The organism is Bacteroidales bacterium (assembly GCA_013141385.1).
GTDB lineage: Bacteria > Bacteroidota > Bacteroidia > Bacteroidales > Tenuifilaceae > UBA8529.
In genome coordinates, this window is sequence record JABFRB010000023.1 from 41,047 (window position 1) to 65,898 (window position 24,852).

23 protein-coding genes and 1 tRNA gene are annotated in these 24,852 nt (G+C 35.5%); 21 read left to right on the plus strand and 3 right to left on the minus strand.

All coding sequences use genetic code 11. From position 1 onward, the window contains the following. The first annotated feature begins 101 nt into the window (after positions 1–101). From HOO91_14740 to HOO91_14785, 10 genes are all read left to right on the plus strand, one after another. Positions 102–1,064, plus strand: coding sequence for a KpsF/GutQ family sugar-phosphate isomerase (locus tag HOO91_14740; protein ID NOU18809.1), 963 nt, complete (start codon positions 102–104; stop codon positions 1,062–1,064). Between the two features lie 45 nt (positions 1,065–1,109). Further along, complete coding sequence (tatC, locus tag HOO91_14745) at positions 1,110–1,895, plus strand: twin-arginine translocase subunit TatC (GenBank protein NOU18810.1); 786 nt, start codon at positions 1,110–1,112, stop codon at positions 1,893–1,895. A gap of 35 nt (positions 1,896–1,930) precedes the next feature. Next, a complete protein-coding gene (locus HOO91_14750; protein ID NOU18811.1) occupies positions 1,931–4,399 on the plus strand; it encodes a carboxypeptidase-like regulatory domain-containing protein in 2,469 nt (822 codons plus the stop codon). Positions 4,400–4,437: 38 nt separating this feature from the next. Continuing rightward, on the plus strand, positions 4,438–5,163 hold the full coding sequence (lptB, locus tag HOO91_14755; protein ID NOU18812.1) for an LPS export ABC transporter ATP-binding protein: 726 nt from the start codon (positions 4,438–4,440) through the stop codon (positions 5,161–5,163). 100 nt (positions 5,164–5,263) lie between these two features. Beyond that, positions 5,264–5,345: transfer RNA gene (locus HOO91_14760), tRNA-Leu, on the plus strand. A gap of 216 nt (positions 5,346–5,561) precedes the next feature. Beyond that, positions 5,562–6,146 (plus strand): sigma-70 family RNA polymerase sigma factor, encoded by a 585-nt coding sequence (locus HOO91_14765; protein ID NOU18813.1) that lies wholly within the window; start codon positions 5,562–5,564, stop codon positions 6,144–6,146. Further along, the gene (locus HOO91_14770; protein NOU18814.1) at positions 6,127–6,867 is read left to right on the plus strand and encodes a hypothetical protein; all 741 of its coding nucleotides are present in this window, start codon (positions 6,127–6,129) and stop codon (positions 6,865–6,867) included. Before HOO91_14765 ends, HOO91_14770 begins: the two co-directional genes overlap by 20 nt. A 241-nt stretch (positions 6,868–7,108) precedes the next feature. Then, entirely contained in the window at positions 7,109–8,074 is a 966-nt protein-coding gene (locus HOO91_14775; GenBank protein ID NOU18815.1) for a nucleoside recognition protein, read from the plus strand. A gap of 161 nt (positions 8,075–8,235) precedes the next feature. Next, the gene (locus HOO91_14780) at positions 8,236–9,045 is read left to right on the plus strand and encodes a DUF364 domain-containing protein (protein ID NOU18816.1); all 810 of its coding nucleotides are present in this window, start codon (positions 8,236–8,238) and stop codon (positions 9,043–9,045) included. Further along, entirely contained in the window at positions 9,032–10,747 is a 1,716-nt protein-coding gene (locus tag HOO91_14785) for a hypothetical protein (GenBank protein ID NOU18817.1), read from the plus strand. The genes HOO91_14780 and HOO91_14785 overlap by 14 nt, the downstream gene beginning before the upstream one ends. Positions 10,748–10,876: 129 nt before the next feature. Here HOO91_14785 and HOO91_14790 read toward each other — a convergent pair whose 3' ends face one another. From HOO91_14790 to pruA, 3 genes are all read right to left on the minus strand, one after another. Further along, positions 10,877–11,713: a C1 family peptidase gene (locus tag HOO91_14790; protein NOU18818.1), complete on the minus strand. Its 837-nt coding sequence runs from the start codon at positions 11,711–11,713 to the stop codon at positions 10,877–10,879. Between the two features lie 137 nt (positions 11,714–11,850). Continuing rightward, positions 11,851–13,398 (minus strand): aldehyde dehydrogenase family protein, encoded by a 1,548-nt coding sequence (locus HOO91_14795; protein ID NOU18819.1) that lies wholly within the window; start codon positions 13,396–13,398, stop codon positions 11,851–11,853. 49 nt (positions 13,399–13,447) lie between these two features. Further along, on the minus strand, positions 13,448–15,088 hold the full coding sequence (gene pruA / locus HOO91_14800; GenBank protein ID NOU18820.1) for an L-glutamate gamma-semialdehyde dehydrogenase: 1,641 nt from the start codon (positions 15,086–15,088) through the stop codon (positions 13,448–13,450). A 298-nt stretch (positions 15,089–15,386) separates the two neighbouring features. Between pruA and HOO91_14805 the strand changes: the two genes are divergently transcribed. From HOO91_14805 to HOO91_14855, 11 genes are all read left to right on the plus strand, one after another. Next, complete coding sequence (locus HOO91_14805) at positions 15,387–15,950, plus strand: transposase (protein ID NOU18821.1); 564 nt, start codon at positions 15,387–15,389, stop codon at positions 15,948–15,950. Between the two features lie 110 nt (positions 15,951–16,060). Further along, entirely contained in the window at positions 16,061–16,342 is a 282-nt protein-coding gene (locus HOO91_14810; GenBank protein NOU18822.1) for a pyrimidine/purine nucleoside phosphorylase, read from the plus strand. A 72-nt stretch (positions 16,343–16,414) separates the two neighbouring features. After that, entirely contained in the window at positions 16,415–16,795 is a 381-nt protein-coding gene (locus HOO91_14815) for a LysR family transcriptional regulator (GenBank protein ID NOU18823.1), read from the plus strand. Positions 16,796–16,804: 9 nt separating this feature from the next. Continuing rightward, a complete protein-coding gene (locus HOO91_14820) occupies positions 16,805–17,545 on the plus strand; it encodes a hypothetical protein (protein ID NOU18824.1) in 741 nt (246 codons plus the stop codon). Then, a complete protein-coding gene (locus HOO91_14825; protein NOU18825.1) occupies positions 17,496–18,059 on the plus strand; it encodes a hypothetical protein in 564 nt (187 codons plus the stop codon). The genes HOO91_14820 and HOO91_14825 overlap by 50 nt, the downstream gene beginning before the upstream one ends. A gap of 51 nt (positions 18,060–18,110) precedes the next feature. After that, positions 18,111–19,001 (plus strand): hypothetical protein, encoded by an 891-nt coding sequence (locus tag HOO91_14830; GenBank protein ID NOU18826.1) that lies wholly within the window; start codon positions 18,111–18,113, stop codon positions 18,999–19,001. A 26-nt stretch (positions 19,002–19,027) separates the two neighbouring features. Beyond that, positions 19,028–21,316, plus strand: coding sequence for a TonB-dependent receptor (locus HOO91_14835; GenBank protein NOU18827.1), 2,289 nt, complete (start codon positions 19,028–19,030; stop codon positions 21,314–21,316). Positions 21,317–21,583: 267 nt separating this feature from the next. After that, a complete protein-coding gene (gene wtpA / locus HOO91_14840; protein ID NOU18828.1) occupies positions 21,584–22,543 on the plus strand; it encodes a tungstate ABC transporter substrate-binding protein WtpA in 960 nt (319 codons plus the stop codon). Between the two features lie 95 nt (positions 22,544–22,638). Continuing rightward, positions 22,639–22,899, plus strand: a complete 261-nt coding sequence (locus HOO91_14845; GenBank protein ID NOU18829.1) for a GIY-YIG nuclease family protein — start codon at positions 22,639–22,641, stop codon at positions 22,897–22,899. Positions 22,900–22,979: 80 nt separating this feature from the next. Continuing rightward, complete coding sequence (locus tag HOO91_14850) at positions 22,980–23,801, plus strand: ABC transporter permease (GenBank protein NOU18830.1); 822 nt, start codon at positions 22,980–22,982, stop codon at positions 23,799–23,801. Next, positions 23,794–24,852 carry an ABC transporter ATP-binding protein gene (locus HOO91_14855; protein NOU18831.1) on the plus strand — a complete coding sequence of 353 codons (1,059 nt, stop codon included), beginning with the start codon at positions 23,794–23,796 and terminating at the stop codon, positions 24,850–24,852. Before HOO91_14850 ends, HOO91_14855 begins: the two co-directional genes overlap by 8 nt.

The window sequence follows — 24,852 nt, forward strand, 5'->3', positions numbered from 1 at the left end:
CCAAAAAACAGTACTTTTGTACTTTAAATTTACTAAAAATTCTTAAAAAAAATAAATCCTCTTATAGTTTTTTATAAAAAGGAGTTAAAAATAGTTAAAAAATGACAAATAGCATAAAACAGCTGGCAATTCAGACAATAAAAACTGAAGCTGAAGCAATAGGAAAACTGGCTTTGTATATAGATGATGACTTTGAAAAGAGTGTTTTATTGCTCTATAACATAAAGGGAAGGGTTATTGTGACGGGGATTGGTAAAAGTGCAATTATTGCAAATAAAATAGTTGCAACCCTCAACTCAACTGGAACACCTGCAATATTCATGCATGCAGCAGATGCTATACATGGAGATTTGGGAATAATCCAACCTGATGATGTTATTGTATGCCTTTCAAAGAGTGGTAATACACCCGAAATTAAAGTTCTAGTTCCATTAATTAGGAATTTAGGCAATAAAATTATAGCAGTAGTTTCAAATACTTCTTCCTATTTGGCTCAAAAGTCTGATTATGTGTTGAAGGCAACCGTTGACAAAGAAGCATGTCCAAATAACCTAGCCCCAACATCAAGCACAACGGCTCAATTGGTTATAGGTGATGCTCTTGCCGTTTGTTTGCTGAAACTTAGAGGTTTTTCACCTGAAGATTTTGCAAGAGTTCATCCTGGTGGTTCATTAGGGAAAAAACTATATATGAGGGTTTCAGATATTTTTTCTGAAGAAAATGCACCCAAAGTAAATTTAGATGATAAAATAAGAACAATTATTCTTGAAATGACATCTAAAAGACTTGGTGCAACTGCAGTAATTACTGAAAATGGTATGGTAGCCGGGATAATTACTGATGGCGATTTACGACGAATGCTTCAGAAAAATGATTCTGTTGAAAACCTTACTGCTAAAGACATTATGTCGGTAAATCCGAAAACGATTGACAAAGCGGAAATGGCAATCCACGCTTATAATAAAATGGAATCGCACAAAATTACCCAGTTGATTGTTACTGAAAAAGATAAATATGTTGGCATGATTCATCTTCATGATATTTTGAAAGAGGGTCTTGTTTAATTAAATGGATTTATGGCTGACGAACAAGAAGAACAGAAGAAAGAAATGACTTTTTTTGACCATCTCGAAGAGTTAAGATGGGTACTTATAAGATCTGCTATTGCAGTTACAGTGGCTGCAGGTGCTGCTTTTATAGGGTACAAATATTTATTTGATGATATTCTACTTGGACCAAAATCTCCCGATTTTTTCACAAATCGCATGATGTGCTATTTGTCTAAGATGTTAGATTCTCCAGCACTTTGTATTAATTCGGAGCCATTTCAACTGATTAATATTGATATGGCAGGACAATTTAATACTCATATATCAGTTTCAATGTATGCCGGTTTGATAATTGCCTTCCCCTATATAATATATCAACTTTGGAAGTTTATTAGTCCAGCCCTTTATGAGAGCGAAAGAAAAAAGGCAAGAGGAGCTGTTTTAATCATTTCCGCTTTATTCATAGGGGGTGTTTTTTTTGGCTATTATTTTATAACACCGTTTTCGGTTGATTTTTTGGGTAGTTATTACGTTAGCAATCAGGTTTTGAATCAAATTAATTTAACTTCTTATATATCACTTGTTTCTTCGCTATCGTTGGTTACAGGGTTGGTTTTTGAATTGCCCATACTGGTTTTGTTTTTAACCAAAATAAAGATACTTTCACCTGCATTTCTAAAAAAATATAGAAGACATGCATTCATTGTAATTTTGATCATTGCCGCAATAATTAGCCCTCCTGATGTGCTTAGCATGACCATTATTGCGATACCCTTGTGGTTGCTTTTTGAGGTAAGTATTCTTCTTTCATCAAGGATTATTAAGGAAAAACCAATTGCAAGTTAAAATTGTTTACTATTTTCGTTTTTTAAGATTTATAAATGAGAAGCAAAATTCATCGAATACAATTATTAGCGTTAATACTTTGTTTAGTTATTTTTAGTCAACAAGAAGCCTTTGCTCAGCTAACTAAAATTAGGGGCAAAGTAATTGATGCGGATACAAAAGAGTTACTTTCGTTTGTTAGCCTTGCCTTTAAGGGCACATCCATTGGTACCATTACTGATTTCAAAGGTGAATTCTTTATTGAGACTCGTGGAGCTACAGATTCTTTATTGGTATCATATGTTGGATATAACCCAAAATCAGTAAGTATTAGAAAAGGTCAATATCAAGAATTAAGTATAGAACTTAAGGCAACAACATTTGCTATAGAGGGAGTAACAATTATTCCTGGTGAGAATCCAGCTCACCCGATTCTCAGAAAAATCATAAAAAATAAATGGAGGAACGATCCTGAAAAACTTGAATCGTATTCCTATGAAAGTTATAATAAAATTGAGATTGACTTGAATAATGTTGATGATCAAATGAAGAAAAGAAAAATATTCAAGCAGTTCCAATTTGTTTTTAACTATGTTGATACTAACGCTATAACAGGTAAAACTTTTCTCCCAGTATTTATTACAGAGGCAATCTCCGATTATCACTATCAACGATCTCCTAAGATTGAAAAAGAGGTAATTAAGGCCACTAAAATTTCTGGAGTTAATAATGAAAGTGTATCTCAGTTTACAGGTAAAATTTATCAAAAGATAAATTTATATGATAACTATATAAATGTATTCGATCAAGGTCTTGTAAGCCCTATTGCAGATGGCGGTTTATTTTATTACAAATACTATTTGATAGATAGTACATTTATTGAAAAAAAATGGTGCTACCAAATATCATTTAAACCAAAGCGTAAAATGGAACCAACCTTTACGGGAGATTTTTGGGTTAACGACACAACATGGGCAATAGTAAAAGCACAGGTAAGGTTGGCGGAAAATGTCAATTTGAATTTTGTAAACGATCTTGTTGCATCAGCGGAATATCAGCTTGTAAATGATACTCTTTGGTTTCCTAAGCAGATATCACTTTTTGTTGATTTTAATTTAACCGATAAAACAACAGGCTTTTTTGGAAGAAAAACGTCATCTTATAACAATGTTAAAATAAAAGAACCAATTGTAGATTCAATTCAGGCAATTCAAGCCAATGTGGTTGTTCAGGATGGAGCACTCAAACAGGATGAGAAATATTGGGATAAAACACGTCCATTTAATTTGACCGATAAAGAAGCCAAAATTTATGAGATGGTTGACTCTGTTAAGCAGGTTCCTATGTACAAAACATTCTTCGACATAATTAACATGTTTGTTAATTATTATTATGTAGTAGGATATTTCGAGATTGGACCATACTATAAGACTTATAGTTTTAACGAGATTGAAGGTAATCGCTTCAGGGTATCTGGTCGAACAAGCAATAAGTTTAGCAAAAAGTTGATGCTTTCTACATTTTTGGCTTATGGTGATAAGGACAATCGTTTCAAGTACGGTTTAGGAGCATTGTATATGTTGAGTAAAAAACCTAGGGAGACATTGAAATTTGAATATAAGAGTGATATTGAGCAACTTGGTCAAAGCCCATACGCCTTGACTGAAGATAATATTATGACTTCCGTACTTCGTCGGAATCCTAATTACAAACTTACTTTAGTGAATGAATTTTCTGGTAATTACCAAAAAGAGTGGTTTGCAGGATTTTCAAATACACTTAGCTTTAGCTATAAACGCATATACCCATCAGATTCAATAAGATTTAACTTGAAAATTGATAATACACCTGTTACAAAAATTATAAGTACAAGTTTATCTTTAAATACTCGGTGGCTTAAAGATGAAAAGTATGTTACAGGGGAATTTGACCGTGTAAGTTTAGGTAGTAAATATCCTGAAGTAAATTTTGATATTATTGGAGCACAAAAAGGATTGTTTGGAAGTGATTACAGCTATCTTAAATTACATTTTAACTATTACCATAAATTTTCAATAAATCCTTTTGGCTATGCTCGAGTAATTGTTGATGCTGGGAAAATATTCGGTACTGTTCCATATCCGTTACTTCAATTACACGAAGGGAACGAGACATATGCTTTCGATAGATACGCATTTAACATGATGAACTATTACGAATTTGCTTCGGATCAGTATACATCATTATTCCTAGAGCACCATTTTCAGGGATTTTTTTTAAATCACATACCATTAATGCGCAGATTAAAATGGCGCGAGGTTGTATCTGGTAAGTTTTTAATTGGATCTATTAATGATAAGAACAAGAACGTGCTTGTTTTCCCCTATGGTTTACAAGAGGTGTCTAAACCATATATGGAAGCTGGAGCAGGTGTTGAAAATATATTTAAGGTTATTCGAATTGATGTTATGTGGAGATTAACCCACTTAAATAATCCAAATATCGAAAAGTTTGGAATACGTGCAGGTTTGCAAATAATATTCTAACATAATTTACTAGTTTTGTAGCTATCAAGCATTATAATATGAGGCTTTATACCAACAATCTTATTAAGCGTTACAAAGCAAGAACCGTTGTAAAAGGTGCATCCGTTGAGGTGAACCAGGGAGAGATAGTTGGTCTTCTTGGGCCAAATGGTGCTGGGAAAACCACAACTTTTTACATGATAGTTGGGTTGGTTCATCCCAATTCTGGAAGCATCTTTCTTGATGACCTAAATATAACCAATGAACCTGTATATAGAAGAGCACAACGAGGAATTGGCTATTTAGCTCAGGAAGCCTCAGTCTTCCGAGATTTAAGCGTTGAGGATAATATCAAATCAGTGCTTGAAATGACAACTTTTCCCAAGGACTATCAACGAGAAAAGGTTGAGTCGCTTATAACTGAGTTTGGCCTACAAAAAATACGGAAAAGTTTAGGAATTCAACTATCCGGAGGTGAACGCAGACGTACTGAAATAGCACGCGCGTTAGCATTAGATCCAAAGTTTATTTTACTTGATGAACCCTTTGCGGGTGTTGATCCAATAGCGGTTGAAGATATTCAGAATATAGTGGCTCATCTTAAAGATAGGAATATAGGGATTCTTATAACTGATCACAACGTTCATGAAACATTAACAATTACTGATAGAGCATACCTTCTTTTTGAGGGGGATATTCTCAAGGCTGGAACATCTCAGGAATTGGCAGATGATGAACAGGTTAGGAGATTATATTTGGGTAAAAACTTTGAACTTAGAAAATAAATTTCCCTGTACTTTCAGACTATTTTAACTATTATTTGTAATTAGTTATAAACATACTTGTGCTTTTAAAAAAAGATCTTACATTTGCACCACAATTTTCGCGGGTATGGCGTAATTGGTAGCCGCGCTAGACTTAGGATCTAGTGTCGAAAGACGTGGGGGTTCGAGTCCCTTTACCCGCACAAAACCCCAAAAGATCTTCTTTTGGGGTTTTTTATTATATTTAAATCAGTAATATATTTTTTGCGAATCGATAATGATTTGATTTTCTATTTGTTAGTAAATTTATTTTGTTATCGATTACATCTATTGTAAAATTTCATGAAACTAATCGTTATTATATTTTAAATTGCTTTCCTTTTTTATAGTTTTGTTTGAAGCACTAATTCAAATTTGGAGTGGAAGTTTTTAGTAATTCTCAATTATATAGGGGTATTATTGGACAAGATTTGGAGGCGTTGAACTACTTGTACTCCAGTTTTTTCCCAAAAGTTCTTTCAATGATCAGGGGTTATGGGGGTCAAGAGGCAGATGTTGATGATATTTTTCAAGAAGCTATTATAATTTTCTACCGTAAAGCTAAATCGAAGGAACTTGACGAGAATACTATTGTTCAACCTTACTTAATGGTTACCTGTAAACAGATATGGTTTAAATTTTACCGGGAAAAATCAAAATTAAAGTGGGATGAACTGCCTTTAGAGGAAAGTGGCGAGGAAATGTTGTTTATGGAGTACGTTAACAATAGAAAACGAACTTTGCTTTATAAACATTTTAAGATGCTCCATGCTGAATGCAAGAGAGTCATTAACGCTTTTTATGGTGGATTAAGTTATGAGGAAATTGCTGAAAAATTTGGCTTTTCTTCAAGCCAATATGCCAAACGAAAGAAGTATATTTGCAAAGAGATTCTAATAAAAAGTATTAAAAGCGATCCGATGTATAATAAAATATTTGAGATGGATGAATCGGAATTTTTATAGAGATATTGACGATTATATTACGGGCAAACTTTCGAAGGAAGAACGAAAAAGTTTTGAACGGGAATTGTTATTTGATGAGGGACTAAGAAAGGAATTAATCCTTTCTCGTAAAATAATGGCTGTTGTTCTTGAAGAAGAAGATTGTGTTAATTTAAAATCAAAATTAATTGAAGCAAAAACGAATGCGAAAAAGAAAAAATTTAAAATTCATTATAGATTAATCTCTGCATCTTGTCTAATTATACTGATTTGTACATCATTTTTCTTCTATCAGAGAATTCCACAAAAGCCAGAGAATATTTATAGCAAATATTATCAAAATTTTGATGCACCTTTGGTTAATAGAGATGCCTCTGGTCATAGCGAATTTTATGGTTTATTCTCCAATTATAAATCAAAAAACTTCGACAAAATTATCAATGAACTTGAGGGTAGGGTAAAAAAAGATCGTAAAAATAACATCTTAAACTTAATGCTTATTTCTGCCTATCTTGAAGTGAACAAACCGGAAAAAGCTGAATTATTAATTAATACCATCTTAAAAGAATCCAATACTGGTATATACGAAGAACACTATAAATGGTATCTCAGCCTTGCTTATCTTAATCAGTTTAAAATTGATGAGGCTATTAGAGCATGCAAGGAAACAGAAGATTCGAACAGCCAATTTGCTGTTTTTGCAAAAAAATTAAGGAAAGATTTAGAAAAACTGCATAACTAATCCAATCAATAAACAATTCGAACCTTATATCATTTTATTTATTGAGAGATACCCACAATAATACTTATCAGTATATCACTATTCCCATTTTTGGCATAAGAAAATTTTCAATGAATTTTTGGAGTATAACAAAGTAACCGGATGGCAATGTTGTTAGCTTTGCTAAGAGTTTGTAGTTTGCAGGAATAGCATTATTTGGAATGAACATAGGTAAAATAATGACAGACAGATTTTATGATTTATGAAAAGAGTTGGAAAATCACAGTTGGATACCTTAAATCATAGTTCAATACTTAAGCGCATTGCTAATTGTGTCAAAAACGCAATGCCATCAGCTATAAAAACATCATTATGGTTTCTCAAAATTACGATTCCGATATCATTTACCGTTACCCTTTTGTATCACTTTGGCATTCTGAACGTTATTTCTGAATTTTTATCTCCTGCGTTCAACCTTATTGGTCTTAAAGGCGAAGCTGCTCTGGTTTATATTACATCAGCATTCCTAAACGTTTATTCTGCAATTGCCGTTATCACATCTTTGAATTTTACATTAAGGGAGATGACCATATTGGCCATAATGAGTTTAATTGCCCACAACTTGATTGTAGAAACGGCTGTTCAAAAGAAGACAGGTTCTAAGGTCTGGCATATAATAGCACTTCGAATTATCAGTTCTATAGCGGCTGCTGCTTTACTAAATTTATTACTACCAGCTCAGATGGGATCATCAGGTTTGGGATTGCACCAAATTTCTAATCCTATATTTAAAGAAGTGTTGTCTACATGGACAATATCGGCATTGAAGTTAAGCATTAAAATAGTTGTACTGATAACTCTATTAATGATACTCCAGAAGATACTAATAGAGTTCAAAATAACCGATCTACTGACTAAAATCTTTGGTCCATTCCTAAAAATTATGGGATTGTCAGGATCTACCTCCGTAATGTGGATGGCCGCAAACCTTTTGGGTTTAGCTTATGGTTCGGCAATAATGATAGATGAGGTTGAAAGTGGTAGAATTACCAGACAAGATGCAGATCTTCTCAATTTTCATATTGCAATTTCGCATTCCAATTTAGAGGATTTAATTCTTTTTGCAGCTATTGGAGTGTCCGCTTGGTGGCTGTTTTTACCTCGACTAGGTATGGCAATTATTGTTGTGTGGGGGCGCAGATTTGCTACATCTTATAAGGGGAATTAAAAAAAATTTCTTTAATATGATTTTTTTTGATACCTTTTTTCAAGGCATTATTTATAGATAAGTGACCACTCCCTTCAAAGTTTTTATTTTACATATCGCTCCAGTGAACTTTTAATATATTTGCCTTTCTTGTTTCACTAATCCTTGTAAAAAATTGCCACATGATTTTAGACAAAACCTATGATTTGATAAAAACTAAATACAAAGATCAAATTGAAAATTTAACAATCTCGGATATAAGAGTTGGGGTATTCCTTACAGCTATTCGCTTGTCCGATGGTAGTTGTGGCGTTGCCAGTACAGATATTGATACCAATCCACCGTGTAGCAAAAACAATCGTGATTTTGGCGATTTCACACCAACAAAAATTATAGGTCAAAGGGTAATTGATTTACTCGAAACAAATAAGAAATTAAAATTACTTGATTCAATGAGAGTTGCGGTGTTGAACGCAATATCTCTACAAATACTTTCTAAATCGAATTATAAAATACTTGAAAACATAGACCCTATAGATCTTATTGATTTAAAATCGCAGAAAACCATTACGCTTGTTGGTGGCTTTCATTCCTATATTCGCAGAATATCTGAAACGAGTAACAAGTTATATGTTTTGGAGTTGGACGAAAATGTGCTTACTGAAGAGCAAAAGCAATACTATGTTCCTGCAAAAGAATACACTAAAACTCTACCCATTTCCGATGTCATAATTATAACAGGCTTAACACTGGTAAACAACACAATAGATGGTTTGCTTTCTGCAATATCACCCAATACACAGGTAATTGTTGCTGGACCTTCAAGTAGTTTAATTCCAGATGTTTTATTCGAAAATAAGGTTAATATTATTGGTGCAACACGAATAACCGATCCTGGCTTATTATTTTCGATTGTTGGTGAGGCAGGTACTGGTTTTCATCTATTTAAATACTGCGCTCAAAAAATCTGTATTCTGGATGAAAAAAATTAGTGAACTAAATGAGAAGTGGATTAAAGCCTCAATTGTAGGAACTATTTGGGCTGCATCGGAGATTGTTCTAGGTAGTTTCCTACATAATTTGAAGATTCCATTTAGTGGAAATATACTGACAGCAATTGGTATTATCATTTTAATTTCCGTAAGTTATATCTGGACTGAAAAAGGAATATTTTGGCGTGCAGGAATAATTTGTGCTTTAATGAAAACCATGTCGCCAAGTGCCGTGATTTTTGGGCCAATAATTGCCATACTTTGTGAAGCAGCTTTACTCGAAATTTCTGTTAGAATATTTGGAAAAACAATAGCGGCCTATATACTTGGTGCTATGCTTGCCATGTCGTGGAATTTATTTCAAAAAATAGTAAACTTCATAATATTTTATGGTTTCAATATTGTAGATCTTTACACAAATTTACTAAAATACACTCAAAAGCAACTTGATATACATTCTGATATAGTTTGGTTGCCAATCTTGGTTTTATTACTAATTTATTGTATGCTAGGATTTATTGCAGCAATAATTGGAATTAGAGTGGGTAGAAAAATCTTAAAACAACCAGTAGAACATAGAACAGAAATCATTGCCAATAGAACTTTTGAGCCACTGAATAGACGGAATTTCGATTTCAATTATTCAATGATCTGGCTTTTTGTTGATATACTATTAATAATTGGCGCATTAACTTTATTGAATTATACACCTTATATATATTGGGGACTATTTATTGTAAGTACTGTTACACTTTGGGCATTTCGATATAAACGGGCGTTGCGTCAGTTATCCAAACCAAAATTCTGGATATTCTTTGTAATCATAACAATGATCACCGCTTTTGTTTTCACTAAAGTTCAATCCCATGAAAATAGTTTGATGCAAGGATTATTGATTGGACTTCAGATGAATTTCAGAGCGGTTATTATTATAGTTGGCTTTTCGGTTTTAGGAACCGAATTGTACAATCCTCGGATTCGTGATTTTTTCCTCAAAACATCATTTAAACAATTGCCTTTAGCCTTAGAACTTTCGCTCGAAAGTTTACCATCGATGATTGCGAATATTCCAGAATTTAAAACAATTGTTAAAAATCCTATATCTGTGATTTACCAAATCATTTCACAGGTTGATTTTAGGTTAGATGAAATAAAAAATAGAATACAGTTTAATCAAAAAGTATTTATTATCACTGGGTCAATAGGTCAGGGTAAAACTGCAATGGTGCAAAAGGTTATTGAGGTATTTAAAGAAAAGGGTATTGCCATGGGTGGCATTTATTCCCCAAGGGTAATGGAAAATAATACCACCATTGGCTATAATATTATTGATATCGCAACTTGCGATAACGAGGAATTTTTAAGGCTCAAAGTCAACGAAAGCGTTATGGAAATTGGACGATTTAGAGTTCTCTCGAAAGGTTTGCAGAAAGGCTCGGACATCATAAAATCATCGAATAACAGGAATAATAAAATTGTTGTTATTGATGAGGTTGGAAATTTGGAGTGTGAAAACCAAGGTTGGGCAACAAGTATCCAAGATTTGATTGATAGATCAAATACTCATTTATTACTCGTTGTTCGTGATAGTATTGCAGAAAAAGTGATTCAAAAATGGAATTTTAAACAACCTTTTGTATTTAACATCTCTAAATACGATCATCTGGAAATCAGTAATTTAATTTTAGAACAGCTCACTTAATTATATTGATATAGAGATAAGTTTTTAATTACTTCGTTGTATAATCCTTAATATCTTTTAATTGAATAATATTGTAAAAAAAACCCTTCGAATTACTGAAGGGTTTTTTTATATATGTATATGAAGAACCTAGTTAAGTATGTAAGCTTCTTGCCACCATGTAGTTTCATAACCGTAAGCTATCCAGCCAAAACCTGCTGATGACCAGCCAGTTCCCCATGAATTCATGAATTTGAAAGCACCAATTGCATCATCATAACCAACAACGCAATAGCAATGTCCGCCTAAAGAACCTCCAACGAAGGTAGTAAGAACGGCGCCATTAGCTAAATACATAAATCCACTACTTACAGGACCTGCAACTATAACTGGTTTTCCAGCAGCCAATTGGGCTTTAATTGCGGTAGTAGTGCGAGAAACAGTGCTATAGCTCGCAATTTTATAATTTGCAGCGTCAGCCTTTTGGGTTGTATTAGGCTTTGTTGTACAGCTAACATCGGTATATGGCATTAAAGACCATCTGCAAACACCTTGCGATTTCAACAAATTCAAAGCTGTGGTTACATAAGCACCTGATGCACATGATCTCTTAACCTTAATTTGGTTGTAAACGTACTCAGGGCTGAAAATATTTACGCTGTAACTCCATGCAGCTGGGTGTCCTGTTTGCCAAAAAATGCTACGGGCATCATAGGTAGTTCCAAATGCAACGCATGAACCTTCACCACCTTGATCACCAATGGGAGGTACATTTAGCATCACTGCGGCTTTTGTAACAACACCTTCTAACTCTTTAGCTACTGGGATTTTAGCGTATTCATCAGCTGGTAAAAGATTGCAACCTAATGCATGAAGAGTACTTACTTCTTGATCATTAGTAAGCTTAACATCCGAAGATTTTTGGCAGGAGTTCATCATAAAACCCCACATTCCAATAATTAGTAGAACTGCAAATGATTTTTTCATTTTCTGTTTAGTTTTAAGTTAAAGTATATTACTTAACGTTAAGCAGATGCAATTTCTATTTTATTTTAATCCAAGTCAATTATTTTTAAACATTTTTAATATTTATTCTGGATTAGGTATATAAAAAGTATTGGGATTTAAGTATTAAATTTAAGTCCTTGTGCTAGAGGAAGATCGTTACCATAGTTGATATTTACAGTTTGTCTGCGCATATATTGTTTCCAGGAATCAGAACCTGATTCTCTACCACCCCCGGTTTCCTTTTCACCACCAAAAGCACCACCAATCTCAGCACCAGAAGTGCTCGTATTTACGTTGGCAATTCCGCAATCAGAACCACCTTCCGATAGCCATCGTTCCATCTCCATCATGTTAGTAGTAAATAGGGTAGATGATAAACCTTGTGGTACATCATTATTAGTAGCAATAGCATCTTCAAATGACTTAACCTTAATAAGATAAAGGATTGGGGCGAATGTCTCCTCTTGAACAATCTTGAAACGATTATCTGCTTCAATAATAGTGGGAGCGACAAATGTTTGGTTTTCGAAACCTTTACCTGAAATAATTTTTTTTCCGCAAATCAATTTTCCACCTTCCTGTATCGCATCATTAATTGCACTTATATATGCTAAAACAGCCGATTTATCAATCATAGGCCCAATTAAAGTTGCAGGATCAAGCGGATTTCCAATGCGTTTTTCGAATTGAGCGTAAGCTTTGGTTAGCCGATTTTTAACTTCATCGTATATTTTTTCATGAACAATAACCCTTCGGGTAGATGTACATCGCTGTCCCGCAGTTCCAATTGCCCCAAAAACGATAGAGGGAATTGCAAGATCGATATTTGCCGAAGGCATTATAATTGCTGCATTGTTTCCGCCTAATTCAAGTATTGTTCTACCGAATCTTTTACCTACAATCTCGGCAACATGTTGACCCACTTTTGTTGAACCCGTTACCGAGAGTAAGGGGATGCGCTTATCTTCTAGGAAATTATCACCAAGAACAGAACTTTTTGCAATGATAAGATTGAGAACCCCTTCAGGAACATTGTTTGCAACCAAAACATCGGCAATAATTTTATGAACAGCAATTGCAGTGAGAGGCGTTTTTGAACTTGGTTTCCATACAACAACATTACCGCCAATTACTGCAAGCATTGTATTCCAAGCCCATACAGCAATAGGAAAGTTAAATGATGTTACTATGCCTACAACTCCCAGTGGATGATACTGATCGTACATTTTGTGATTTGTACGTTCGGAACGCAACATAATCCCATTCATTAAGCGCGATTGTCCTACAGCAAAATCGCAGATATCAATCATCTCCTGCACTTCACCCATTCCTTCCTGAAGAATCTTTCCAACTTCAATGCTAATCAATCGACCCAGATCTTCTTTGTGCTCCCTTAATTTGATGCCGATTTGCCTTACAACTTCGCCTCTTTGAGGGGCAGGCCAATGTCGCCACTCTTTGAATATGAGATTAGCATTGGATATCATTAGCTCATAATCTTCAATGCTTGCTGTTTTTACCTCTGCAATAATTTCACCAGTTGCTGGATTTTCAGAGCTCAATAACGAACCACGTGTTTCAATCCATTTTGCTCCAGTACTTAAACCTAAATTCGTTTTTTTAATGCCTAGATTATGTAATGTGTTATTTATAATTTTGTCCATTTATCTAATTAGTTGATTGTTAAAAGTCCAATTTATTGGGGTTTGATTATTATTTACAAATTTCGTCTTTCATGAAGGAGTACCTATAATCGGTTGGAGGAACAAGCGTTTCCTTTATAGTTCTCGCGTTTGTCCAGCGGATGAGATTTAAGGAACTTCCTGCTTTATCGTTTGTACCCGATGCACGAGCCCCGCCAAATGGTTGTTGACCAACTACTGCACCAGTAGGTTTATCGTTGATATAGAAGTTACCAGCAGCATAACGCAATTTTTTCATTGCCATATTTATAGCAGCCCGATCTGTGGCAAAAATTGCCCCAGTTAAAGCGTATGGTGATGTTTGGTCACAAACATCCAATGTTTGCTCGTACTCCTCATCACTGTATAGGTAGATTGTAAGCACTGGGCCAAAGATCTCCTCTTCCATAGTAAGGAAATGAGGGTTAGTAGTGAGAATAACAGTAGGTTCTATAAAATATCCAATTGATTTATCACCCTTTCCACCAAAAATGATTTCGGACTCATTTGATTCTTTGGCCTTTTGAATATAGGTCATGATATTGTCAAACGAAGATTCATCAATCACAGCATTTATAAAGTTTGTGAAATCGGTTGGGTCGCCAATTTTTATTTCATTTAGATTTTTTAGCATCAACGCTTTAAAATCAGGCCACATAGATTTTGGAAAATAAGCCCTTGATGCTGCAGAACATTTTTGTCCTTGATATTCAAACGCTCCACGAATTGCTGCAATAACTGCCTCATCTAGCCTTGCACTTTGATGAACAAATAAAAAGTTTTTTCCTCCGGTTTCACCAACAAGTTTTGGGTAGGATCTATAGTTACTTAGATTATCTCCAATTTGCTTCCAGAAAAGGTTGAACGTTGATGTTGACCCAGTAAAATGGATACCTGCAAGCATTGGCTGTTTAAATATCTCCTTTCCAATAACAGAACCCTTGCTCGGAACGAAATTAATAACCCCATCGGGTAGTCCGGCTTCCTTAAAAATCTTCATCAATATATAATTGGATAGGATAGAGGTGGTTGCCGGTTTCCATACTATTGAATTCCCCATAAGAACAGGAGACATATTTAAGTTTGATGCAATTGCAGTAAAATTGAATGGAGAAACAGAGAAAACAAATCCCTCTAAAGGTCTATATTCAGTGCGGTTTAGATTAGAATCCTCGGATAAAGGCTGTCCATTATATATTTCGCTTGCAAAGAATGCGTTGAACCTTAAAAAATCAACTACTTCACAAGCCGAGTCGATTTCTGCTTGATAAGCATTTTTACTTTGCCCAAGCATTGTGGCTGCATTCATCAATGCACGGTATTTTTTCGATATCAGCTCAGCAATTTTTATTGTAACCGATACCCTATCTATCCAAGATGTTTGCGCCCACTTTTCACGAGCAGCAAGTGCAGCATCAACTGCCATTTGAATCTCTTTTTCACCTGCAATGTGATATGTGGCAAGCAGATGAGAGTGATTATGAGGCATTACAACTTTTCCGGTTACTCCAGTTCTTATCTCTTTTCCACCAATGATAAGTGGAATATCCATAACAGATTCAGAAAGATTCTTAAGTTCAATTTCTAATGCTACTCTTTCTGCTGAGCAGGGTGCATAACCCATAATAGTCTCATTTTTAGGGCGTTCAAATTTAAATATTGAGTTATTCATTTTAAAAATTTTATTTATTCGGGGACAAATATAAATACGTTATGCAAAAAGATGCATAACGAAAATCATGTTTTGAAAACAAAATATAAATTATAATCATTCTAAATAACATATTAAAACCGTGAATGTTCGAAAGAAATACTGTTAATCAATTATAAATCAGACATTTTTTCAAACCTGATTTTTATATTCGTTTTTTTTAATTTTGTTGAAAAGACTTCAATCAACGAAGAGAGACCCCAAAGGTCTTCAAGACCTTTGGGGTCTAAAATCTTGATCTATTAAATTTACAATTAGAATGGAACCGATAGAATACGGCTATACCTACCATTTATTCAATCAAGGGAATAATAGAGAGGATATTTTTATAGAAAGCGAGAATTATCGATTTTTTATGTTCTTATTCAAAAAACACTTAGCCGATATTTGTGAGGTTTACGCATATGCCTTGCTGATTAATCATTTCCATTTTTTGCTCAGGATTAAGGATGTGGATGAAATTAACAATTCCGAAATAACATGTAAACCTGCATGGCGCTATTTCTCAAACTTCTTTAATGCTTATGCAAAGGCTTATAATAAAAGTTATAATAGAACTGGAAGTCTATTCAGATATAAAATTCGAAGAAAAAAGGTGTTAGATGAAAAATATCTCCTAAATCTTGTAAAATATATTCACTTTAATCCTCAGAATCATAGATTGATTGACGATTTTAGGAATTGGTCGTATAGTTCGTGGCATGCCTATACAACCAATAAATCAACTCTAATAGCAAGAGAATTTATTCTAAATCAATTTGATGGAATTGATAATTTTATTGAACATCATCGTTTTATACAAGAATTGGATGATGAAGAGTAGAAGTTAAACGAGGATTTTAAACCACAAAGGTTTTTAAAACCTTTGTGGTTTCTATTGATTGAGGTCAGGAATTTTTCTTTAATTTTGAACAATTAAAAACTTAACCGATTATGTTTAAAACAAACGAATACTTCGATGGCAAAGTAAAATCTATTGCTTTTGAAACTTCTAATGGTTCTGCAACTGTGGGCGTTATGGCTAAAGGCGAGTATGTTTTTGGTACTTCAACTGTTGAGCACATGACTGTAACTTCTGGAAAAATGGATGTTAAACTTCCTGGCGAGACCCAGTGGAAAACTTACAAAGAGTTTGAAACCTTTATTGTTCCTAAGGATGTGAAGTTTGATGTAAAGGTTGATGGCGATACCTCTTACCGTTGCCTATATAAGTAAACATTTGAAGCGGCATAATTGTGCCGCTTTTGCTTGACTATCGATATGCTAATAAATGCTTAACTTATTTTTATGGCAGGTCCAAAAGGGTCAAAGTATTACGATATCTTTCTAGATTTCTCTATCTTCCTCAAACATAAGGAGGATGGTCATCCTATTTTAACGGAAGAGCACTTTGAACTTCTTTTAAATATTGGAGAGTTAGGCTCTTTAGTTGCTTCGGCGGAGAAAATGAAAATTAGTTACCGTAAGGCTTGGGAGTTGGTTCGACAATCGGAGAAGACCCTAGGATTTCAACTAATTGAGAAGCACCGTGGTGGTAGGGACGGTGGAAATTCTGTATTAACTGAAGAAGGGAAGAATTTAATTGAGGCTTACAAGGAATTGCGTTTTGAGTTTGACTCATCGGTAAAGAGGATAGTTAAGGATTTTTTTCACAAGATAAATGAGTAATAGCGATAGATGTTATATTTAGTGGGGATTGACGATACTGATAATTTAGAGAGCAGAGGAACTGGATTTATTGGACGTACAATGGGCGAGCAGATAAATGCTTCGGGTTTGGGTATTTGTGGCGGGGTATCAAGGCATCAATTGCTATTTGATCAAAGGGTTCCTTATACATCGCATAACTCATCACTTTGCTTAGAAATTGAGACTGATAAACCTGACGAGGTGTGGAATTTAATGGTTGAATATCTACTTGAAGCTTGTGCACCCGGCTCCGACTGTGGTTTATGTATGGTTGATGCTGATAAAATTCCTGAATCAATTGTAGAATGGGGGCAAAAGGCAAAACGTGATTTGCTAAGACAGATTGATGCTCACGAACTCGCAAAGAAAGAGAATGTTAGATTGATTGGTTTAACAGGCAACCACGATGGGGTAATTGGTTCAATGGCTGCTGTGGGATTACGAGCATCGGGTAGTGATGGACGGTTTGTTGGGTTAAGGGGAACCGAGGTAAGAACAATAAGCGGGGTTAAAACTTCTGCAGAATTAAAAAAACTTGTTCATTTGCATAAAATAGTAACCACTGAGGGTGAACTTGTTGATGACCATTCTCGAATATCATTAGAGGGTTGGTTAAGACCTGTACATCGCGATGGTCTTATTACTTTGATAGTTAATAGAATTGATAATAATGAAGAATATGGCTACCAGCTTGCAGACAAAGAGTATATCAAAGGCATTTCCGATTAGTTTTTCAATAGCAGTGCAATTTATGCTCCTGCTTATGGTGGGTTTTATTGCAACATGGCTACATCTGCGTTTTAGAATTCCACTGAAAATGCCGGGCAGACATGGACTTGAATTCATGTTGCTAATTATGGGGGCGAGGTCTTTGTCGAACTTAAGATTGGCTTCAACCATTACAGTTACAGGTTCAATTTTAGCCTCTTTAATTCCGGGCTTAGGCTATGGCGATCCATTACTGCCATATATCTACCTTGTCATGGGAGCCACAATTGATTTTGTATGGTATAATTGGAAGTCACTTTTAGTTTGGATTCCAATAGCTGCATTGCTGGGTGGAGTTGTATATAGTTTTATACCAATATTTAGGATGTTTTTATCTCCACTATTTGGCTCAATCCATTCATCATTAAGTAATGGATTACTATTTCCTTGGATGACCCATTTTGCCTTTGGATTTATTGGTTCATTGGCTGGTGTTGGGTTGGTTGTAGGAATAAAAAAACTTAAGAATAAATAAAAATATTGGGTGTTTGAAAGGTTTGAACACCCATTTTTAACATATACCGATATGAAGTATATTGCTTGTCGTATTCTATTAGCCATTGCTTGTCTAGGTATAACAGGTGTTTCATGCAGCAAGTCGGAAGCGGATGCTGGTGCTCCAACCATCGAATTGGTTGATGGAAGTAATTTAATTACGGTGGATACTTCGGCGATGGAGGCATCGATACTTCATTTTAGGGTTCATTGTAAATGGAATGGAGAACAAACCCTAACGAACTTAATAGTTGCAAGCAACGGAATTCGTGTTGTTGACGAGGGAATGAATATCAAAGAATTTGAAAGAAATGTTGATTTTGCTAAAAGCAGTAGCGACGTTGATTCAATTGCATTTACAATACGTGATATTAAGGGTGGTTCATCTTCTACCTTTTTGAAGGTTCAGAAGAAGGCAGGTTCTGGTGGCGGCGAACTTATTAAGTACGATAACATCACCCTAAATGCCCAGAATTCTGTTGGAGGGAAGAGTTTTCTTTCTTTCTCAAATGGAACTGCCTATACTTTGCAGGATGCGTTTGGTGTTCAGCAAACTATCAATCTGCTTTATTACTACGATGCGATATCTGGAGAGGCCAATACAATTGCTTCGCCCGGAGCGAATGTTGACGCATCGATATTTACAGGAACTTATGGCTTATCAAATTGGACTGTAAAGAATACCTCACGTTTTTATCCAATTACATTAACTCAACAGCAATTTGAGACTATTTCCGATCCTGTTTTTGTGATCAATTCATACTCCGAATCGCAGGGAAAACGTAAGGCGAAAAACCTTGTAGTTGGAGATGTGTATTCATTTAAAGACGAAAGTACTGGCAAATACGGTATTTTCAGAGTGTATGAGGTAGTTGGGGAGGATGCTGGTAAGGTGGTCTTTTCCATCGTAATGCAAAAGTAAAATCAATTAAGCATTCTGAGAAATCTATGAAATCTGCATTTTGCATTATCAGCCTAATAATAATTTCTTTATCTGGTTACAATCAAAATTGTTTCAAGGGGAAAGTTGTGGATGCTAATTCCAAGAAACCGCTTGCAGGTGTTACTGTTAAGGTAGTGAGTGAAACAATTGGGGCTATTACTGGTTTAAATGGAGAATTCTTACTTTGTGAAATTAAGCAGGAAACAATTGATCTTTTATTTAGCCATATAGGTTACAAGCCAGTTTATAAGTTACATGTAAGGGCAATTGATTTTGTGGAGGTAAATTTAATGGAATCGCCAATTGCGTTAGATCCGATTGTTGTAACTGCAACCCTTACCCCGCAGTCAACATGGGAGGTGCCAGCACTAGTCAGTGTAATTGATAGTGTTAAGGTACGATCTCAGTCCGCATTAAATACAGATGATTACTTAAGAACAATCCCCGGATTGTATATCGATAGATCTAATGGGGTTTTCTCAAAAAATGCAGCGGTTACAATGCGTGGATTGGATGGCTCGAACCGAGTTTTGATACTGTACGATGGCGCTCCGCTGAATAAAACATCTTACGGGTTTATCAACTGGAGTTTGATTTCGCCTGATATGGTTGACCAAATAGAGGTTGTACATGGCCCTTCATCGGCATTATTCGGGAATAATGCCATGGCAGGTGTAATAAACATCAGAACGAAAGAACCGCTTAATTCTCCTTTTTACGGCTCAATTACTGGTGAGGCTGGTGGTTTTGGTTTGTATGGTACAAGGGCAATGATGGGAGGAAAGATTCCTGTTTTGAAAAAGGGCATTAGCATAATGACAAATGGGTTTTACAGAAAGGGCTATGGTTATATTGTTGATCCTCCCGAAGTTAGAGATTCTACAAGTGCTAAATCTTATATCAATGAGAAAGGTTTAGTCGTTAAAGCAATTGTTTCTTTATCCGATAGTTCAACCTTTTATATTGGAGGTAATCTTTACGAGGATAAAAGAGGAGCGGGGAGAGCGGTTTACATGAGCGATGGTAGCTTTGATGCTTATACTACTAAGCGTTTAAGATTCGGCTATAATGGAAGAATTGAGAAGTTTAAACTTGAGATTTATGGTTATGCTCAGCGGGAGAATTACTATCGGCAGAACGAGGCAGTAAACACATCCGGTGATTACAAACTATTCCATACTTTTCAGGTTTCAGGAGATTTAGGGCTATGGGCAAATGCATTACGAAGGTTAGGCGTAAAAAACGAACTAATCGGAGGTGTTGACCTTAAACATGGCTGGATGGATGCCGAGGATATTTACAGAACATCTACTGATGATGTACTACGCAAAGGAAAGGTAACATTTGCTGCTATGTTTCTTCAGGATGAACAAACTTTCTTTGATTCAAAGTTAAAGGTGTTGGGCGGACTCAGATTCGATGTTGCAACCTTTTTTGATGGATTGCTAAAAGTTTCTGATCCTACAAAGAATACGGGTTTTGGTAGAGATACTCTGGCGAATTTTCCTAAAAGTTCATGGAATTCATTAAATCCAAAACTTGGTATCAGGTATTTGCCAAATAAGTGGCTAAGCATTTATGGTTCGGTAGCTTCAGGGTTTATGCCTGCTAAATTGGACGACCTTTGTTCAACAAGAAAGATTACAAAAGGATTTAAGTTGGCAAATCCAAACCTAAAACCAGAGAATCTCTTAACCTATGAATTGGGTGGTGGTCTGAGATTTAACTCAATTTTAAGGCTGGATGCTGCATTATATTTATCGAAGGGATATGATTTTCAGTATTTTGTTTCAACAGGCGATTCAATAGATACTGGTGGCGATGGCCTTAAGCCGATTGTTAAGCGTGAGAATATCACCTCGGTTAGAATTATGGGAGGAGAAATATCAGTAAGTCTCAATCCTTTTAAATGGTTAATAGTAAGGGGGAATTATTCCCAGAATCATTCTGAAATTATTGCATTTAAAGCAAATCCGCTGGTTAATATCGATTTAAAAAGGAAATCACTTGCCGAAGTTCCACTCAATCAAGCATCTGGCGAACTAATTATGCAGAGTAGATTTGTTAATGCTGGACTTGTTTGGATCTACATTGGCTCTCAGTGGGGCGATGAGGTTAATAGTTATAAGATTGATCCTTGGAATACATTCAACTTAAGACTTTGGAAAGATTTCAGATCTATTAAATTTACCCTTGATATACAGGACTTACTGGATAATCCTTATACCGATAAAAAGGGGTTAATATCACCCGGAAGATTCTTTCAGTTTTCAGCAACATATAGTTTTAAATAACGAGAGTTTGGTATAAGAATGTGACAATGGCAGAGACATATAATTATTTAGTATTACGATGGAAGGTTGGAATGATGGAATAATGGAACTGGAGCGAAGCGGAACTCGACGAAGTCAAAACAAGGGGTTAGATTCTTACTTATTTCTTCCATTTTTCCATTGTTTCAAATAAAATAGATTGATACATAAGTTAATACATTGTTTCTTGAATCGAACAGACTTTAAATAGCAGTATTGATAATACTTACGGATATGTTAACTAATAAGATTAAAATTATACTACTAGCCTCAATTGCATTATTTTCATGCGGTAGAAAGGCTGAAAAGGTTAACCCTTTTACGGGAGAACTTACAATTTTTCATGCGGGAAGTCTATCAATGCCGATGAAAGCAGCAGTTGATAGTTTTAAACGATTGTACCCAGCAGTAACATTCAAACTAGAATCGGCAGGCAGCGTTGAGTGCGCCCGCAAGATTACAGAATTGGGTAAGCAATGCGATTTATTGGCATCAGCCGATTATAAAGTGATTGATAAGCTACTTATCCCTCAGTATGCATCATGGAATATCCCATTTGCTGGTAACGAGATGGCGATTGTTTATCAAGAAAAATCAAGGCATTCACAGGAAATTAGTAAGGATAACTGGTTTGAGATTTTAGCAAAAGATGACGTTGCCTTTGGTAGAAGCGATCCAAATTCTGACCCTTGCGGGTATCGAACTGTTATGACGATTAAACTTGCAGAAAAGTATTACCTGAATACAACGATTTCAAAGACTCTCCTTAGTAAAGATACCAAGCATATTCGCCCTAAAGAGGTTGATCTCCTTGCGTTACTTGAAAGCAATACGATTGACTATATCTTCCTATACAAATCAGTTGCAATTCAGCATGGACTGAAATATCTTACGCTACCTCAAGAGATAAATCTTTCGAATCTTACAATGGATTCACTCTACAAAACCGTTTCGGTTGAGGTAAATGGAAAAACACCCAACTCAAAACTAACCATGTTCGGAGAACCAATGGTTTACGGGCTTACAATACCTAAGAATTCTCCAAATCCAAAATTGGCGATTGAATTCGTAAAGTATTTCTTAGAGCAGAACGGGGGTCAGGCAATAATTAAAGAGATGGGGCAAACTCCGATTGTGCCTTCATCAACTTTGTCGTATGACAGTATTCCTAAACCGTTGAAAGGTTTTGCGTTGAAGAAAATAAACTAGTTTTTGCAATAAATAAGCTTTCTTGTCATTCCGGGCGAAGTCCCGGAATCTATATCTTTGTAAAAATACAAAGCATCGCATATTACTTATATATCATGACGAACAGCAGAGACACAGTTTTGTATTTAGGTGTAACAAATGATATTAAAAGAAGAGTAATTGAACATAGAACCAAACAAAATGAAGGATTTACCAAAAAGTATAATTGCGAAAAATTAGTTTGGTTTGAAAAATATGAAGATATTCGATTGGCAATAGAGCAGGAGAAAAGGATGAAGAAATGGAAGAGGGAATACAAGGACAATATAATCAACAGTTTTAATCCAGAATGGAAAGATCTTTTTGAATTTTTATAATGGGATTCCGGGACTTCGCCCGGAATGACAAGAAACAGTGAGTTTCGCTTTTAGAATAATTTTTTAAAATAAAACCTTTAATGCCATCTAAACTTAGCAATAGCATAAGAGATTTTAACCAGAGTTTTTCTTGGTTCAGGCTTATTGCCTCGTTGTTAGGTGGTGTACTACTTCTATTCATCATCTCCCCTATACTAGGAATGGTATTTGCAACCCCATTGGAAAGTCTAATCAAAACAGCAGGTGAGGACGAGGTTCAACAGAGCATCTGGCTTACTATTTGGGTTGCTATGGCTGCCACTTTAATTTTTGCAATACTTTCCATTCCGCTTGCCTATTTGCTGGCACGTTTCGAATTTCCTCTAAAACGATTGGTTCTAGGAATCATAGATCTACCAGTAGTTATTCCTCATTCCGCTGCGGGTATAGCTTTACTTGGGTTTATGGCAAGGGATAGCTTTTTAGGTAAAACTTCTTCCTCGTTGGGATTTAGTTTTGTAGGAACTTCAGGAGGAATTGCGCTTGCAATGGCATTTGTAAGTGTTCCATTCCTAATAAACTATGCAAGGGAGGGGTTTGCTGCAGTTCCTGAACGTTTGGAGAAGGCGGCGTTAAACCTTGGAGCAACGCCTACAAGGGTCTTTTTTACTATATCGCTTCCTCTTGCATGGAAAAGCATTGTGTCGGGACTTATTATGATGTTTGCTCGTGGAATGAGCGAGTTTGGTGCAGTAATAGTGGTTGCTTATCATCCTATGATAACACCTGTTCTGATTTTTGAACGATTTGGATCATTCGGACTTAAATATGCACGACCAGTTGCCGTTCTATTTATTGGGGTTTGCTTGCTGGTATTTGTTTTGGTGCGATTAATAGCCAGAAAGGAGCACCGCGATGCTTAAGGTTGAAGGTTTATCCAAAAAATTTAAAGAATTCGCAATATGCGATATAACCTTTGAGGTGAACAAAGGTGATTATTTTATGCTACTTGGCCCATCGGGTGCTGGAAAATCAATGATTCTTGAAATAATTGCGGGTATTGTTAAACCTGATAATGGGCAAATTTGGATTAATGGTATTGATGTAACCAAAGCCAGCATTGGAAGGAGAAGCGTAGGTCTTGTTTTTCAGGATTTGGCAGTATTTCCTAATATGTCGGTATCGCAGAATATTGGATATCCACTTCGCCGTAAAGGAATTAAAAAGGTAGACGAACAAATAAAGGTTTTTGAAATTGCAGATAAACTTTCAATCTCAAATCTTCTCGATAGAAACCCTGCATCGCTCTCAGGCGGAGAATTACAAAGGGTGGCATTGGCACGTACACTTGCACTAGAACCAACGGTTTTACTACTCGATGAACCCTTATCATCAGTTGATGTACAGCTAAGATCTGGGCTAATGGCTTTGCTTCGCAACTTAAACCGTGAAGGGCAAACGATACTTCATGTTACTCACGATTACGATGAAGCTATTTCACTTGGAAGTCATGTAGCCGTTGTAAACAGTGGAGGAATCGTTCAAAAAGGCACACCTGTTGATGTTTTTCGGAATCCTGCATCGGAGTTTGTAGCAAATTTTAGTGGTATAAAGAATTTCTTTCAAGGCTCAATATCTGATACAACGGAACATGGGTTAAAAGGATTTTCCATAAATGGCCTTAAAGTGTGGCTATATACTGATGAGGTTGAACCCAATGGCTTTGTCTGTTTCCCCGAAAATGCGATTAGCGTTTCAATCGAAAAGCCTGAAAATAGTGCTTTGAACACTTTTCAGGGTATAATTGTAGATATCTTTCCACAAAAACATGGGTTTGAAGTTTGGCTTGATATTGGAATTCGTGTTGCGGCTTTAGTAACTTGGGAATCCGTTGAAAAACTTGGACTAAAGACCGATAAGAAAGTGTGGATATCGGTTAAGGCAAATTCGGTAAGATTTATCCCAAAAGTTTAA